We start from the raw sequence: 14,770 nt of genomic DNA, 5'->3' as shown, positions 1-14,770 counted from the left end.
GGAAGCCCGGTCAGCCGGGCAGCACCACCATCACGTCGGGCTCGCGCCCGGTGGCCAGCGTGCCCTGGACGCGCCGCCCCTCGAGGTCGACGATCGCGATCCGGTCGTTCTCCAGGGCCGCGAAGGCGAGTGGGCTCGACGGATGGCGCGCGAGCGCCACCGGCGCCCCGTCGAGCGCGACCACCGCCACCTCCTTCAGGGCCGGATCGAGGAGCGACAGGCTCTTCTCGGCGTAGTTCGCCAGGATCAGGTCGCCCTCCGGCCCGCAATCGACCCGCACCACGTCCCCCCGGGTCGGCAGCGTCCGGGTGACCGTCATCGCCTCGGCGGCGAGTGCGGTCAGCGTTGCGCTGCGGCGGTTGGCGACGTAGAGGGTCGCCTCGTCGGGGGAGAGCGCATTGCCCTCCGGCCACAGCCCGGTCGCGGCCACGCGCGGTCCTTCCGCCGGAGCGAAGGGCCGGACCCGGCTCACGGTGTTCGACAGGATGTTGGCGATGTAGGCCGTCTCGCCGTCCCGCGACAGCGAGAACAGGTGGCCCTTGATGCCGCCGGTCGCCACCGCCCGGTCCGGCCGCTCGGCCTGCCCCGGCGCGTCGAAGCCGAGGAGCACGTCGCGGTCCTCGCTCAGCACGAAGAGCCGGTCCCTGGCATCGAGCCGGATCCCGTGCAGGCGCCGGAACGGCGCACAGGCGATGGTATGCGACAGGCTCCTCGCAGGCAGATCGACGACGTAGACAGCATCGCCCCCGGGGCCCGGAGTGGTCGAGGACTTGGCGCCGTAGAGGCCGACATAGGCGCGCGCGCCGGCCCGGTCGACGACGAATTCGTGCGGGTACTCCCCCGGCAGATCGACCCGTCCGGTGCGCCGTCCGCTGGCGAGCTCGTAGAAGCTCAAGGAGCGGTCGCCCTTCTCCATCACCAGGAGGGTGTCGGAGCGGCCGGCATTGCCCTGCTCACGGCCTTGCGCCCGGGCAGGGCCGGTCACCGGCGCGAGGGCGAGGGCGGCGAGGCCGGACAGGCAGGCGCGGCGGTCGATGGCAGGCGGCATGGAGGTTCCTCGATGGGTCCCGGACACAACCCGGGCCCGACCCGGCGGTTGCCCGCAATCGGGCGTGGCACAGAGGCCACATCGGCCGGCGATCGCCGCCGGACCCACTGAAGGTCGCATCGCCGTCATGCAATAGGGGGCAGCGTTGCGGCACCCGTCGCGTGGATCCCGGTCATGCCGAATTTCCGTTCCTGGCCGCTCGCCGTCCTCCTCGTCGCCTCCGCCGGCCTGCCGGCCGCCGCGGTCGAGGGAATGCCCGGCCCGTTCGGCGAGACATTGCGCATCGACGAGAAGGGCATCACCCTGAAATTCCCCGACGATGCCGCGACCCTGCGGATCGGCGGGCGCCTGCAGCTCGATTTCGGCACCGGGCGGGTGCAGCAGCGCGGCTTCGGCACGGTGTTCGACACGCCGATCGCCGTGCGCCGCTCCTGGATCGAGAGCTATCTGACCCTCGGCAAGGAGCTCGAACTCGCCTTCCAGTACGATTTCGCCGAGCCGAACCGGCCGATCAACGACGCGGTCGTGGCCTACAAGGGCTTCAAGGACGTTATCGTGGCGCTCGGCAACATGAAGGAGCCGTTCAGCCTCAACCAGCTGATCTCCGACAACAACACCCTGTTCACCGAGCGCTCGCTCGCCGACGCCTTCGCGCCGGCGCGCAATTTCGGCTTCGCCGTCGGCACCCACGGCGAGAGATGGACCGCCGTGACGAGCGTGTTCGGCGGCAACATCAACAATGCCGGCATCGGCACGCAGGGCGTCGCCTCGACCACCCGCGTCACCTACGCGCCGTATCTCAGCAAGGACGGGTACGACGTCCTGCATGTTGGGCTCGCCGGCAGCTACCGCTCGCTGCCGAACGACGGCAGCGCGCTCACCCTGTCGAGCCGCTCCGAGGCGTTCCTGTTCGCGCGGCAATTCGTGAATACCGGCAGCATCCGCGACGCGGCGAGCATCGGCCGCGTCGGGCTCGAGGCGGCCTGGCAGACCGGGCCGTTCCGGCTCCAGGCCGAGTACATCCTGACCGAGATCGGCCGCTTCGGCGGCGCGCCGTCCCTGAGCTTCCAGGGCGGCTACATCCAGGCCGGCCTGCTCCTCAACGGCAAGGGCCGGCGCTACGTGATCGCCCCCAACTACGCCACCGAATACGCGGTGTTCGGCGGCGTGCAGGTCGAGGAGGCGCAGCGCGTGAGCCGCGGCGGCACCGGGGTGTTCGAGCTGGGCCTGCGCTACAGCGCCATCGATCTTCAGGACCGCACCATCCGCGGCGGCATCGAGCAGGACTTCACCGCCGGCATCAACTGGTACCCGGACCGCAACATCCGCTTCGTGTTCGACTACGTCCGCTCCCACACCTCGCCCTCGCCGGCGAGCCTGAACTTCAACCGCCGGACGATCGACGCGGATGCGTTCATCGGGCGGGCGCAGTTGTATTGGTGAACAGGCGCCGATTGCGCGAGCCGATCGACGCCAATCGAACGCTCCGCGGATCGAGCAGACCTTTCCGGCCGCCGCCCTACGGCAACGCCGCGAATTTCGCTGTCAGGAACCGCGGCCGCGCCGGCTCCGCCGACGCCGCGAGGGTGAGGCGGGACGGCTCCTCGGCCAGGGGCAGGCGCGAGAACGGCGACGGCTCGGTCTCGATCACCGGCAGCGGCACGAAGGAAGCCGCGACCTGGATCGGGTGGATCGGCGGGGCCGGGCGGCGGCGGGCCGGGACCACCACCACCTCGCGCCCGGCGAGCGCCAGGGCCTCGGGCCGGCTGACGTCGCCGAGGCCGGCCGGCACGATGAAGGCCGGGGCGAGGCTCGCCGTCGCGATCCCGTCGGCGGCGTAGGCGGTCGCGGTGGTGACGGCGGCCGGGCCGGCCATGGAGGCGAAGGCCGAGGCACGCTTGATCAAGGCGGTGAAGCTCGGATGCTGGCCGCCATCGGCGTAGGTGGTGCGCACCGCCTCCACCCCGCCCTCGACGAGGGCCTGGATGCGGGCCTCCTCCTCCGTGCGCCGCGCCGCCGCCAGGGCCTCGACCGCCGGGTCGGGATAGGGCGAGAAGACGTAGCGCCCGCCCTCGACGCCGACCAGCGGCTCGCGGCCCGTCGCCTCGAACCGGTCCGAGCCCTCCTTGAGCTGGCGCCAGAAGGCGATGTGCCGGTCGGTGCGGTGGCGCGCCAGGGCGCGGGCGGTCATCCGGAACGGGAAGGCCTGGAACTGGAACGCCGCCTGGCCGCCGGCGAGCGCGTCGCGCACCAGGGCGTAGATCTCGCCGACCTGCCGGTCGGTCATGGCGAAGCAGCCGGCCGAGGAGCAGGTGCCGTGCACCATCAGGGCCGAGCCGGTGCCGCCATGGGCCCGGTCGTAGGCGTTGGGATAGCCGACGTCGAAGGAGAGGTAATAGGCCGAGTTCGGGTTCAGCTGCCGCGCCGCCACGGAGTAGAAGCCCTCCGGCGCCTGGCGGTCGCCGGCCCGGGTCTTGGGGCCGAGCTGGCCCGACCAGCGGCAGATCGGGAAGGTCTTGAGGTGGACGAAGCGACCATCCGCGGCCCGCTTCCACACCTCGATCTCGGCTTCCTGCTTGTAGGCCCGCAGCAGCACCGGCGCCGAGGGCGCCATATTGCGCGCCGCCATCAGGGCGACCGTGGCGGGCGGCACCGGAGCGAGATGCTTGGGGGCGGCGATCGCCGGCGCTGCCGCGAGCAGGGCCGCCAGGCACAGGATCGTCCTTCCCCGCACGCCCATTCCCCGCCGCTCCATCCTCGCCCGAACCACGCCTGCCACCGCAATGTGGCGGTTTTCGCGCCCGATCCTGCCCGGAAAACCTGTCAAGATTGCTGACGGCGAATGAATTTTCCGCACCCGCCCGGCCTCGTCTTCCCGCGGGCGGCATTCTCAAGGTTTCGTTAACGACTTGTTCGTGCCTGGCGCGCAGCATCGGCGGCTCACCGGAAGACGGAGGCTGCGATGCCCGAGACCGGATCCCGCTGGCTGCGGCTGGTGGACGAGGACGCCCCGGCGGACGCCGCGGACGGGCCGCTGCCCGGGGAGGCCGGGCGCCGGCGGCTGGCCGCCCTGCGGGGCCAGCTGCGCAACCGGCTGACGGCCCTGCGCGACACACCCCTCTCCGCCGAGGTGCGGGCGACGCCGGAGGGCGCCGAGGCCGCGGCGGCACTGGAGCGGCTCACCGTCGAGGTCACGCGCCTCGCCGAGGGCTGGGACCGCCTCGCGGAAGCCGTCGCCGCCCTGTCGGCGGGTGACGGGACGGTGCCGGAGGAGTAGGATCCGGGCCTTCCGCGGGCACGACCGGACGACCATGGCTCCGACCATCAAGCTGCGACCGCTGGAACGCGAGGACCTGCTCTTCGTGCACCAGCTCAACAACAACGACAGCATCATGCGCTACTGGTTCGAGGAGGCCTACGAATCCTTCGCCGAGCTGGCGCAGCTCTACGAGCGCAACATCCACAACCAGACCGAGCGCCGCTTCATCATCGCCACGCCGGAGAACGAGCGGGCCGGGCTGGTCGAGCTCGTGGAGATCAACCACCTTCACCGCTCCTGCGAGTTCCAGATCGCGATCCACCCGTCCTTCCAGGGCCGCGGCTACGCCAAGCGCTCGACCCAGATCGCGATGGACTACGCCTTCAAGGTGCTCAACATCCACAAGCTCTACCTGCACGTCGACAAGGACAACCGGCGGGCCATCGGCATCTACGAGGCCTGCGGCTTCGAGACCGAGGGCACCCTGCGCGACGAGTTCTTCGTCAACGGCAAGTACCGCGACGCGGTGCGGATGTGCATGTTCCAGCCGGCCTATCTCGCCCAGCGCGGCGGCGGCGACGTCAACGAGCCGGTGCTGACGACCTGACGCCCGCGGGCCGCCCGACGGGGCGGCGGCGTGCATGCGCTGGAGCCCCGCGCCGGCCGGGGCACGCTCACAGAATGCAGCATGCGGCCCCTGGCGCCCACCGGCCCGGCTCCCCTATTGAGGGAGCCGACCGGAGCCCCCAGAGCCTTGCTGCGCGAAACCTACCACATCGAGATCATCGGCCCCGAGGACGCGCCGGTCCAGCGCGCCTCGATCCGCACCGCGGGCCTCGACGCGGCCCGCGAGCGGGCGCTTCGCCTGTTCCGCCGCGCCCGGGTGCCCCAGCGCTCGGGGCCGGCCGCCGAGGCGGTGCGCATCGTGGACGGGGCCGGCACCGAGGTGTTTCGCTGGAGCGTGTGGGACGAGGGGACCGGGCCGGGGCGGGGTCGGGGCTGAGCCTCAGCCTCCCTCCGGCCCCGTCCGTGCCGTCAGCTCGTCGATCAGCCCCTGCAACGAAGCCGGCACCGCCTCGGGCGCCCGCTCGGCATACATCGTCCGCAACAGCCGCCCGATCTCGTTGAGGGACACGCTGCCCTTGACGATCACCCGCTCGGTGTCGCGGCCCAGCCGCTCCTTCTCGGCCGGGGTGATGTCCTTGGCGGTGAGCACCACCACCGGCACGTCGGCGCCGTCGGGTCGCGCCCGCAGGCGGGTGAGGAAGTCGAAGCCGTCCATCACCGGCATCATCAGGTCGAGGAGGATCAGGGACGGGCGGCCCGCGTCGAGGCGCTCGAGGCCGACGGCGCCGTTCTCGGCCTCCTGCACGGTCCAGCCGTCGCGGGCGAGGCTGCGGCGCAGGCGCTCGCGGGCGTCGGCATCGTCGTCGACCAGCAGCACCGTGCCGGGGGAATCGACCGGGCGGTAGCGCTCCATCAGGCCCTTGAGGTGGTCCCAGTCGATCGGCTTGACGAGGTAGTCTGTGGCCCCGAGCGCCCGGCCGAGGCCCTGCTCGTTGACCACCGAGGTCATGATCACCGGGGTGGCGGCCAGATCCGTGTCGCTGCGGATGGCGTGCAGCACCGACCAGCCGTCCATCCGGGGCATCTCGATGTCGAGGAGGATCGCCCGGGGCTTGAGCGCCCGGGCGAGCGCCAGCCCGGCCCGGCCGTCGCTGGCGGTGCGGACCCGGAAACCCTCGCGTTCGAGGAAACGGGAGAGGAGCTCCCGGGCCGCCGGGTCGTCGTCGATGAGGAGCACGACGTCGTGGCGCGCGGCTTCCGCCTTCGCCTCGGCGAGCGCCCGCATCTCCTCCGGGGTCGGCTCGTCGTCCTTCGCCGTCAGCACGGCCGGCAGGCGGATCGTGAACGTCGCTCCCTCGCCGTAGGTCGAGGTGACGGCGATCTCGCCGCCCATGCGGCGGCAGAACGCGCGGGTGATGGCGAGGCCGAGCCCGGTGCCGCCGAACTGCCGGGTGGTCGATTCGTCGGCCTGGGCGAAGCGCTCGAACAGCCGGCCGATCTGCTCCTGGGTGAGCCCGATGCCGGTATCGGTGACCGCGAAGGTCAGCCAGTCGGCACCGTCGACCGCCTCGCGCCGGGCCGAGAGGGTGATGGTGCCGGCTTCCGTGAACTTCGCCGCGTTGCCGAGGAGGTTGACCAGGCCCTGGCGCACCTTGCCCTGGTCCTGGCGCATCGCGCCGACATCGCCGGGGATGTCGAGGACGAGGCGGTTGCGCTTCTTGCCCACCAGCGACTCGGTCGCCGCCACCACGTCGCCGAGCATGTCGTGCACGGAAAAATCTTCCGCCGCCACGGTCATGCGGCCGGCCTCGATCTTCGAGATGTCGAGGACGTCGTTGATGAGGCCGAGCAGGTGGCGCGCCGAGGATTCGATCTTGCGCAGGTCCGGCAGCAATTCGGCCTGGCCCAGGTCCTCCAGCTCCTCGGCCAGCATCTCCGAGTAGCCGATCACCGCCGAGAGCGGCGTGCGCAGCTCGTGGCTCATGTTGGCGATGAACTGGCTTTTCGCGCGATTGGCCGCCTCGGCGGCGTGGCGGGCGCGCTCGATCTCGGCCTCGGCCTCCTTGCGGTCGGTGATGTCGACATGCATGCCGACCCATTCGCGCACGCTGCCGTCCTCGGCCGTGACGGGGGCGGCGCGCACCTCCATGTAGCGCCAGGCGCCGTCGCGCCGGCGCAGGCGGTACTCGATCTCGAAGGGGGAGCGCGTCTCGACGGCGCGGGACCAGGCATCGGCGGCCTTGGCCTGGTCGTCCGGGTGCACGGCCTCGACCCAGCCCCACCCTTGCGCCTCCTCGTCGCTCTGGCCGGTATAGGCGGTCCAGCGCCACTGCCCGATCGTCAGCTCGCCCGCGGCATCCGTCGACCAGATGATCGCCGCGGCGCTGTCGACGAGGGCGCGGAACCGGTCCTGGGCGTGGCGCAGGCGCTCCTCGGCGGCGCGCCGGCGGGTGATGTCGGTGTTGGTGCCGTACCAGCGCACGATCCGCCCGGAGGCATCGCGGAACGGGCGGGCCCGGGACAAGAACCAGCGATAGACCCCGTCGGCTCCCTTGAGCGGGAAGGTGTCCTCCCACGGTTCGCCGGTGGCGAAGGCGCGGCGGAAGCGCGCCTCGACCCGCTCGAGATGGTCAGGGTGGTGGACGGCGCGCCAGCCCCAGTCCCGCATCGCGTCGAAGGTGGTGCCGGTGTAGTCGTACCAGCGCTGATTGTACCAGACGATGGTGCCGTCGGCCTCAGCGATCCAGGCGAGCTGGGGCAGCGACTCGGCGAGGTTGCGGTAATCGTCCTCCCGCAGGACGGACTCGCTCATCGGATGCGAGCCTGGGACGGGGACGGGGGCAGGCGGTCGGGCATCCGGGCGGCTCCGTGGCGGGGCCCTGACAGCGAGCCCGGCGACGGATCTATGGGGGCGTAGGCCGGCTTCCAGTGGGCGCCGGTGCCCCAAGGTCGGGACGCTACCCGAACTGCTCGCGCAGGATGCGCTCGTCCATGCCCTGGCCGGGATCGTGCAGCATCACGAGGTCGGTGGAGCGATCGAGCTGGGTCTCGACCCGGGCGACGCGGCGGAACTCGGTGTGGTCGGCCACCGCCGCGACGGGGCGGTATTCCGGGTCCTTCACCTCGATGCGGATGCGGGCATGGCTGGGCAGGAGCACGCTGCCCTGGCGCCGCGGCCGGAAGGCCGAGATCGGGGTGAGCGCGATGAGCTGGGAGGAGATGGGCAGGATCGGCCCGCCGACCGAGAGGTTGTAGGCGGTGGAGCCCACGGGGGTCGCCGCCAGCACCCCGTCGGCGATCAGCTCGGGCAGGCGCACCTGGCCGTCGATCGAGATCTTCAGCTTGGCGGTCTGGTGGGTCTGGCGCAGCATGTAGACCTCGTTGACCGCCCGCGCCGTGTAGGTGAGGCCGAGCACGTCGGTCGCGACCATCAGGAGCGGGTGGACCACGCTGCGTTGCGCCACCTCCAGCCGCTCGATCAGGTCGTCGAGGTGGAACTCGTTCATCAGGAAGCCGACGGTGCCGCGGTTCATGCCGTAGATCGGCTTGGCCGTGCCCATGAAGCGGTGCAGCGCCTGCAGCATCAGCCCGTCGCCCCCCAAGCCCACCACCACGTCGGCCTCCTCGGGCGGCACGTGGTCGTAGCGCTGCATCAGGAGCTCGGCCGCCTCGCGGGCATCGGGCGTCGGGCTCGCGATGAAGGCGATCTGTTTGAAGCGCCGCGCCATGTGGTGTCCCGACTGCCGAGAATGAGATCCTGCCGCACCGGTCCCCGCGGCCGCCCCGCGACGATCCGGGGAACGGAACGCCGCCGGGCCGCCGCCGGCCGCGTCGGAGGAGGCATAGCATGGAGCGTCCGCGTCTCGTCTACACCACCTTCCGCGACGCCGGGGCGGCGACCCCGGCCCGGCTCGCCGCGGGGCGGGATGGGAGCGGCCCGGGCCTGGGCGCGGACCGCAGAGCCGGGCGGTCTCAGGCGAGCTCCACCCCCCATTGCAGCGGCACGAACTCGTAGCCTGCGCCGGCCCTGGCGATGTGCCCGGCGGCCGGGAAGGGGGCGTGGTAGAACGCCACCGGTGCCCGCCCGTCGGCCATCAGCGCCAGCATCCTGTGGCGGGTGGCGCGGGCCTGATCGGCATCCATGTCGAAGATCGCCGACCAGTCGGGATGGCGCACGAACAGCGCCGGGTGGTTGGTGATGTCGGAGGCGATCAGGAGCCGGCGCCCGCCGGATTCGAGCCGGAACGAGGTGTGGCCCGGGGTGTGGCCGGGCGTGCCGAGCGCCGTGAGGCCGGGCAGCACCTCCTTGTCCCAAGGATAGCGCTCGACCTTCAGGCCGCCACCGAACGTCTTCTGCACGATGCCGAGATTGGTCTTCAGGGCGTCCGGAGGGTTCGCCATCCGACCGTCATCCATCCAGAAGCGCCATTCGGCCTCCGGCACCAGGACCTGCGCGTTCGGGAAGGTCGGCGTGCCGTCCTTGCGCTTGAGGCCGAGGATGTGGTCGGGGTGGAAGTGACTGATCACCACCGCGTCGACCGCGCCCGGATCGATTCCGGCGAGGGCCAGCCCACGGAGCGCACCGCCGGTGCCGGGCGGGCCCTGGTCGGCAAAACCCGCATCGACCAGGACCCGCTTGCCCCCGAGGGTGAGGAGGAGCGGGGTGAAGGTGGTCGGGAAGGTCTTGGTCGGCAGGAAGGCCTGTTCGAGCGCCGCCTGCACCTCGGGCAGCGGGGCGTTGCGCACGAAGCTCGCATCGAGGGGGCGCATCACCCCGCCCTCGTGCAGGGCGGTGACCGAGGCCTCGCCGACGGCGTAGCGGTAGACTCCCGGCAGCCCGGCGGCGGGCGCAGCGAGCGCGGCGCCGCCGCCGGCGAGGCCCGGGGCGCTCGCGAGGACGGGGCCCGCGAGGACGCCTCCGGCCATGAGGGTGCGGCGGGTCATCGACATCGGGGCCTCCCTGTGCGTCTGCCCTGCGCAGCTAGAGCGCGCGGGGCGGAAGGGGATGCCCGGGCCGGTGCCCGCTCACGATCGTGATCCTCGATCCGCCGAAACGCCCCGCCGGGCAGCGACGCCGCGCCGGGACAAGCGTCGGCGCGATACAGCGGCGCGCGACCATCGTGTACCGTGGCGGCGAATCACCGAAGGGCAGGACTTTCATGCGCCACAGGATCGCCTCGGCCGGCATCTTCCTTCTGACCACCTTCCTCGTCGTCGCGGTCCCGCGGGACGCCGCGGTCGCGGCCTCGCGGGCGCCGGTCGCCGCCGAGCACGGCATGGTCGTCACGGCGCAGCACTACGCGACCCAGGTCGGCGTCGACGTGCTCAAGCAGGGCGGCAACGCCATCGATGCGGCGGTCGCGGTCGGCTACGCCCTGGCGGTGGTCTATCCGGCCGCCGGCAATCTCGGCGGCGGCGGCTTCATGACGATCCAGCGCGCCGACGGCAGCCGGACCTTCCTGGATTTCCGCGAGAAGGCGCCGCTCGCCGCCACCCGCGACATGTTCCTCGACAAGGCCGGCAACGTCGTCAAAGGCCTGAGCACGAAGAGCTTCCTGGCGGTCGGCGTGCCCGGCACGGTGGCCGGCCTCGAATACGCGCGGGAGAAGTACGGCACGCGGCCCCGCGCCGACCTGATGGCACCGGCGATCCGCCTTGCCGAGGAGGGCTTCGCCCTCGACCAGGGCGACGTCGACATGCTCGGGACCGGCACCGAGGATTTCGGCAAGGACCCGGCCTCGGCCAGGATCTTCCTGAACCAGGGCCGCCCTTACGCCGTCGGCGAGCGACTCGTCCAGAAGGACCTCGCCGGGACGCTGCGGGCGATCAGCCAGCAGGGCAAGGACGGGTTCTACAAGGGCCCGGTCGCCGAAGCCCTGACGGCGGCGAGCCGGACGCAGGGCGGCCTCATCGTCCAGGCCGACCTCGACCGCTACGCCACCCGCGAGCTGCCGCCGATCGAGTGCGACTATCGCGGCTACCGGGTGATCTCGGCCCCGCCGCCCAGCTCCGGCGGGGTGGTGATCTGCGAGATGCTGAACATCCTCGAAGGCTACGACCTCGCCAAGCTCGGCTGGGGCTCGGCGCAGGCCGTCCATTACGAGATCGAGGCGATGCGGCACAGCTATCTCGACCGCAACAGCTATCTCGGCGACCCGGACTTCGTGAAGAACCCGGTCGACCGGCTGACCGACAAGTCTTACGCGGCGAAGATCCGGGCGGCCATCGACCCGCAGAAGGCGGGGGTCTCGGCCGAGCTGAAGCCCGGGGTGCCGCCGCACGAGGGCAGCAACACCACCCATTACTCGATCGTCGATTCCGACGGCAACGCCGTCTCGGTGACCTACACCCTCAACGACTGGTTCGGCGCGCGGATCGTCCCGGAGGGGACGGGCGTGCTGCTCAACAACGAGATGGACGACTTCACCGCCAAGGTCGGCGTGCCGAACATCTACGGCCTGCTCCAGGGCGAGGCCAACGCCGTCGCCCCCGGCAAGACCCCGTTGAGCTCAATGAGCCCGACCATCGTCACCAAGGACGGCAAGCCGGTCTTCGTGACGGGGACGCCCGGCGGCAGCCGGATCATCACGGTGGTGCTGCACAGCATCCTCAACGTGATCGATTACGGGATGAACGTCCAGGAAGCCGCCGACGCGCCGCGCCTCCACAACCAGTGGATGCCGGACGTGACCAATGTCGAGCGCTTCGCCCTGTCGCCGGACACCCGCAGGATCCTGGAGGGCATGGGCCACAAGTTCGGCACGGCCCAGCCGGCGAACCATCTCGCGGCGATCCTGATCGGCGCGCCGACGCTGGGCGGGCAGCCGGTGGCGGCTTTTCGGTATTATGGCGCGAACGATCCGCGGCGGAATACCGGGAGTGCGCTGGGGTATTGAGGGGCGGGCGTCGCGGGGGCTGGGTGCTCCCGCGGCGTTCGGGAACGTTCGCGAGGGCGCGCGATCCGTCCGGATGGGTCCTTGGCTGTCGATCGGGCGTGCGTTCCAGTCCGGAATGCCGTCGATAAGGACCGGGTGCGCGTCGGCATGGATCGGTCCGGTAGGGCAGGCCTCACTGGAACGCCCAGCCGCACCGGTTCACTTGGTAGTTTACATGCTCCCGGTTCAGTTTGGATGGTTGGTTCGAAATTCCTGAATCGCTTTGGGGGCGGTTTACTGGAGGCATGCCCAACCTGAACCGTCGCGAGACGCCCGACGCAGGCGTTTGCGGACAAGCCGGCCGGGAAACCAATACGGGATCCCGTGCCCAGCGGTGGCGGCTGCGACCGCGGCCATGCGCGCGGCGATGATGATGCGCGCGGTCCCGCGATCCTCCTCCGCCTCGTCCTCACCCGGGGCGGGGATGACCTGCGCGGCCATGGCGGGACTCCTCATTCATCGGCGTCGCGATGTTGGTCCGCTGTTGTTGCATATACCAAAACATGTCGTTCACCTACGACGAGCCCAAGCGGCAGGCGAACCTCGCGAAGCACAGCTTCGATTTCGCCGAGTTCGAGGAGGCCTTCGACTTCGACCGCTACGCCATCCTGCCCATCAAGCCCAGCCGCACCGACCGGGTCCGGCGCAAGCTGGTCGGCACTTGGTACGGCGTCACGGTCGTCGTGGTGATCGTCGCCCCGCTTGGCTCGGAGGCGACAAGCCTCGTCAGCATCCGCCGGGCCAATCACGAGGAAAGGGCCGTCTATGACGAACTCTGAGCACGCCCCGGGTTACGTCCCGAACCCGAATTATACTCAAGAAGATTGGGATGAAGCATGCGATAATCCGCCCCTGACCCCCGAGGAGCTTTCACAGATGCAACTCGGCCCAGGTGACTTGCCCCCGGATCTGGCCGCCGCCCTCAAGAGCCGCGGCGGACGCCCGAAGGCGGAGGTGAAGCGCGTCCCGATCTCGCTGCGCGTCGCACCCGAGGTGCTGGCCGCGTTCAAGACGACCGGCCCGGGATGGCAGACGCGGATGAACGAGGCGCTGGCAGAGGCCGCGCGTCGGCTGACGTCCAGATAGCAAAACATCAAGAATTTTTGGCGTCTTGCCCTTGAAGCGCCAGGCCCTCGGATCGCGATCGGGCCCCTGCGCCATTCATCGCTGGAACCGCACCGCGGTCCTCTGCCGCCTCGGGGCACCTCGAGCGTCGGTATCCCCGACACGGCGACCGTCCGTTCGGCCGCCCAGAGGTCATAGTCGGCCTGCATCCGGACCCAGATGCCGTCGCCGCACAGCTTGCCGAGCTTGACCGCCGTGGCGGGCGTGATCGGCCGCTCCTCGTCGAGGATGCGGTAGAGGGTTTCGCGCGAGATGCCGAGGAGGCGCACGATCTCGGCCTTGGGTCGACCCAGGGACGGAAGCACGTCCTCGCGCAGGATTCTCGCCCAGGTGGGTCGGAGCCCAGTCAGGGTGTCTCTCAAGAGCCATGATAGTCTTCCAGGTCGACGTCGGACACGTGGCCGTCGCGAAACCGGAAGGTGATGCGCCAGTTGCGCGAGACCGTGACCGCGCAGGTTCCGGCCCGGTCGCCCTTGAGCGCGTGGAAGCCGTAGCCGCGATCATCATGTCGTGCGGGTCCTATGCCTGATGGATTAGGCCAAGGATGCGCTTCGCCTTGCAGATCCAGTCGGGTCTTATGCCCGAGGGGCCATTGTTCTGCCAGTAATTGGCGAGGTCTTCTCTAGTGATGTTGACAAGCCTCGTCGCTAATTTTTGATTAATCCACGCGGATCCATGATATTAAGCTTCCTAAGATAGTAAATAATTCCGTCGACCTAAGTTTAAGTCCCCGCATAACACCGTAAAAGCTTCGTGCATCATGATCTGAAGACGGGTGGCATGGACCTTCGACATGGGGCGGTGGAGGAGGAGTGTTAACTACGATGTGACACATGCCGCGGCGTATGCATCCCACGCGCCAAGCCGGGGGCCATGGCATCCTGAACGAGCTATGCGCAACCGGCCGTGTCCGCAAGGGTATGCCCCTATGGACGGCCGGAATAACGAACGGACCTAGGAGACGCGCTGCGGTCCGCTATGGATGGTAAGCCGAAGTTCGGCGGCCCCGCAGCGAACGTCCGCCAAGTCGCCCGAAGCGGACGGTGCTGGTCGCAATGTCCTACGGCGCGATGTCACCGGAACGGATCGCCGTCTGGATGGCCTGCGCGGTCGTCGTCACCCGCAGTCGTTGTCGGATGCGCCGCAGGTGGTTCTCGATCGTTCGCTCCGAAAGACCAAGCGTACTCGCGATGTCGGCCGTGCGACGCCCAGCCCCCACCCACCGCAGGATTTCCCGCTCGCGTGCTGAGAGTTTCTGCGCACGGGTCGGCGCATAGTTCTCAACCAAGCGACGGGCGGCCTGGAACGCCACCGTACCCAGAAGTGCAAGGGTCTGCCGGGTCCGAGCCGTCGCGTCGATCCGCTCGCCGCCGAAGCTGACCGCGCCTTCGAGACCCGCGTGCCCGAACACAGGAACCTGGAGCCCGTGGATGCCCAAGCCCTGAGGGACGCTGACAATGCGGTAGCTCGCGCCCTGTTCGGTGTGGGTCTTGGTCCAGAAGAACGGCTGATCGGTGTCGAGGACGTGCCGCGTGACCGGGCAGCGGCGGACGTAGGTGATGGCATCGACCGCCTCCCCCGTCTCGAACCAGTCGCCCTCGACCCAGTAGATGCGCTCCACCAACTCGTCCTGCCACGCCGTGATCGAGAACACCACGATCCGGTCGTAGCCGAGCGGCTGAGCGAGATCGCGGACCGCCTGCTGGATCGCGGCGAGATCACGACCCGCCTCAATGAGGCTGAGCGCATCCCAAGGCTCAGTCATCGCTAACATCAGCTCCGTGTATGAGGGCGGGAGCGTCCCCCCGCCATCGGGCGCGTGGGGCTACTTCGCCC

Annotated in this window: 14 protein-coding genes and 1 pseudogene; 7 read left to right on the top strand and 8 right to left on the bottom strand. The window is 70.1% G+C overall.

Features of this window, described 5'->3' with window-relative positions; genetic code table 11:
* Nucleotides 1-10: 10 nt before the first annotated feature.
* A complete protein-coding gene (locus tag G4G93_RS12735; RefSeq protein ID WP_165084723.1) occupies nucleotides 11-1,048 on the bottom strand; it encodes a YncE family protein in 1,038 nt (345 codons plus the stop codon).
* Nucleotides 1,049-1,222: 174 nt separating this feature from the next.
* Here G4G93_RS12735 and G4G93_RS12730 point away from each other — a divergent pair, with 174 nt between their 5' ends.
* The gene (locus G4G93_RS12730) at nucleotides 1,223-2,491 is read left to right on the top strand and encodes an OprO/OprP family phosphate-selective porin (protein WP_165084721.1); all 1,269 of its coding nucleotides are present in this window, start codon (nucleotides 1,223-1,225) and stop codon (nucleotides 2,489-2,491) included.
* A gap of 76 nt (nucleotides 2,492-2,567) precedes the next feature.
* Here G4G93_RS12730 and G4G93_RS12725 read toward each other — a convergent pair whose 3' ends face one another.
* Nucleotides 2,568-3,788, bottom strand: coding sequence for a murein L,D-transpeptidase family protein (locus G4G93_RS12725; protein WP_246736723.1), 1,221 nt, complete (start codon nucleotides 3,786-3,788; stop codon nucleotides 2,568-2,570).
* A 222-nt stretch (nucleotides 3,789-4,010) separates the two neighbouring features.
* Here G4G93_RS12725 and G4G93_RS12720 point away from each other — a divergent pair, with 222 nt between their 5' ends.
* From G4G93_RS12720 to G4G93_RS12710, 3 genes are all read left to right on the top strand, one after another.
* Nucleotides 4,011-4,325 (top strand): hypothetical protein, encoded by a 315-nt coding sequence (locus tag G4G93_RS12720; protein WP_165084719.1) that lies wholly within the window; start codon nucleotides 4,011-4,013, stop codon nucleotides 4,323-4,325.
* A 34-nt stretch (nucleotides 4,326-4,359) separates the two neighbouring features.
* The gene (speG, locus tag G4G93_RS12715) at nucleotides 4,360-4,914 is read left to right on the top strand and encodes a spermidine N1-acetyltransferase (RefSeq protein ID WP_165084717.1); all 555 of its coding nucleotides are present in this window, start codon (nucleotides 4,360-4,362) and stop codon (nucleotides 4,912-4,914) included.
* A 150-nt stretch (nucleotides 4,915-5,064) separates the two neighbouring features.
* Entirely contained in the window at nucleotides 5,065-5,310 is a 246-nt protein-coding gene (locus tag G4G93_RS12710; RefSeq protein WP_048445919.1) for a hypothetical protein, read from the top strand.
* A 3-nt stretch (nucleotides 5,311-5,313) separates the two neighbouring features.
* Here G4G93_RS12710 and G4G93_RS12705 read toward each other — a convergent pair whose 3' ends face one another.
* The 3 genes from G4G93_RS12705 to G4G93_RS12695 form a co-directional block, all read right to left on the bottom strand.
* Nucleotides 5,314-7,686 (bottom strand): PAS domain-containing hybrid sensor histidine kinase/response regulator, encoded by a 2,373-nt coding sequence (locus tag G4G93_RS12705; protein WP_165084715.1) that lies wholly within the window; start codon nucleotides 7,684-7,686, stop codon nucleotides 5,314-5,316.
* A 145-nt stretch (nucleotides 7,687-7,831) separates the two neighbouring features.
* Nucleotides 7,832-8,602, bottom strand: coding sequence for an NAD kinase (locus G4G93_RS12700; protein ID WP_165084713.1), 771 nt, complete (start codon nucleotides 8,600-8,602; stop codon nucleotides 7,832-7,834).
* A 244-nt stretch (nucleotides 8,603-8,846) separates the two neighbouring features.
* On the bottom strand, nucleotides 8,847-9,824 hold the full coding sequence (locus G4G93_RS12695; protein ID WP_165084711.1) for an MBL fold metallo-hydrolase: 978 nt from the start codon (nucleotides 9,822-9,824) through the stop codon (nucleotides 8,847-8,849).
* Between the two features lie 209 nt (nucleotides 9,825-10,033).
* Between G4G93_RS12695 and ggt the strand changes: the two genes are divergently transcribed.
* Complete coding sequence (ggt, locus tag G4G93_RS12690; RefSeq protein WP_165084709.1) at nucleotides 10,034-11,770, top strand: gamma-glutamyltransferase; 1,737 nt, start codon at nucleotides 10,034-10,036, stop codon at nucleotides 11,768-11,770.
* 273 nt (nucleotides 11,771-12,043) lie between these two features.
* On the opposite strand, the gene G4G93_RS12685 is transcribed toward ggt, so the two are convergent.
* Complete coding sequence (locus G4G93_RS12685) at nucleotides 12,044-12,250, bottom strand: hypothetical protein (protein ID WP_165084707.1); 207 nt, start codon at nucleotides 12,248-12,250, stop codon at nucleotides 12,044-12,046.
* Between the two features lie 62 nt (nucleotides 12,251-12,312).
* On the opposite strand from G4G93_RS12685, the gene G4G93_RS12680 reads away from it, so the two are divergent.
* Both G4G93_RS12680 and G4G93_RS12675 read left to right on the top strand, forming a co-directional pair.
* The gene (locus G4G93_RS12680) at nucleotides 12,313-12,588 is read left to right on the top strand and encodes a BrnT family toxin (protein ID WP_165084705.1); all 276 of its coding nucleotides are present in this window, start codon (nucleotides 12,313-12,315) and stop codon (nucleotides 12,586-12,588) included.
* Nucleotides 12,575-12,895: a BrnA antitoxin family protein gene (locus tag G4G93_RS12675; RefSeq protein ID WP_281409697.1), complete on the top strand. Its 321-nt coding sequence runs from the start codon at nucleotides 12,575-12,577 to the stop codon at nucleotides 12,893-12,895. The genes G4G93_RS12680 and G4G93_RS12675 overlap by 14 nt, the downstream gene beginning before the upstream one ends.
* Before the next feature lie 212 nt (nucleotides 12,896-13,107).
* Here the strand turns inward: G4G93_RS12675 and G4G93_RS36750 are convergent.
* A pseudogene (locus tag G4G93_RS36750) lies at nucleotides 13,108-13,203 on the bottom strand (addiction module antidote protein, HigA family); the annotation flags it as partial.
* A gap of 791 nt (nucleotides 13,204-13,994) precedes the next feature.
* Nucleotides 13,995-14,699, bottom strand: a complete 705-nt coding sequence (locus tag G4G93_RS12665; RefSeq protein ID WP_206289719.1) for a PA1136 family autoinducer-binding transcriptional regulator — start codon at nucleotides 14,697-14,699, stop codon at nucleotides 13,995-13,997.
* Between the last annotated feature and the right edge of the window lie 71 nt (nucleotides 14,700-14,770).

The sequence above is a fragment of the Methylobacterium sp. DB0501 genome (assembly GCF_011043735.1).
GTDB lineage: Bacteria > Pseudomonadota > Alphaproteobacteria > Rhizobiales > Beijerinckiaceae > Methylobacterium > Methylobacterium alsaeris.
This window is presented reverse-complemented; position numbering and strand designations above follow the sequence as displayed.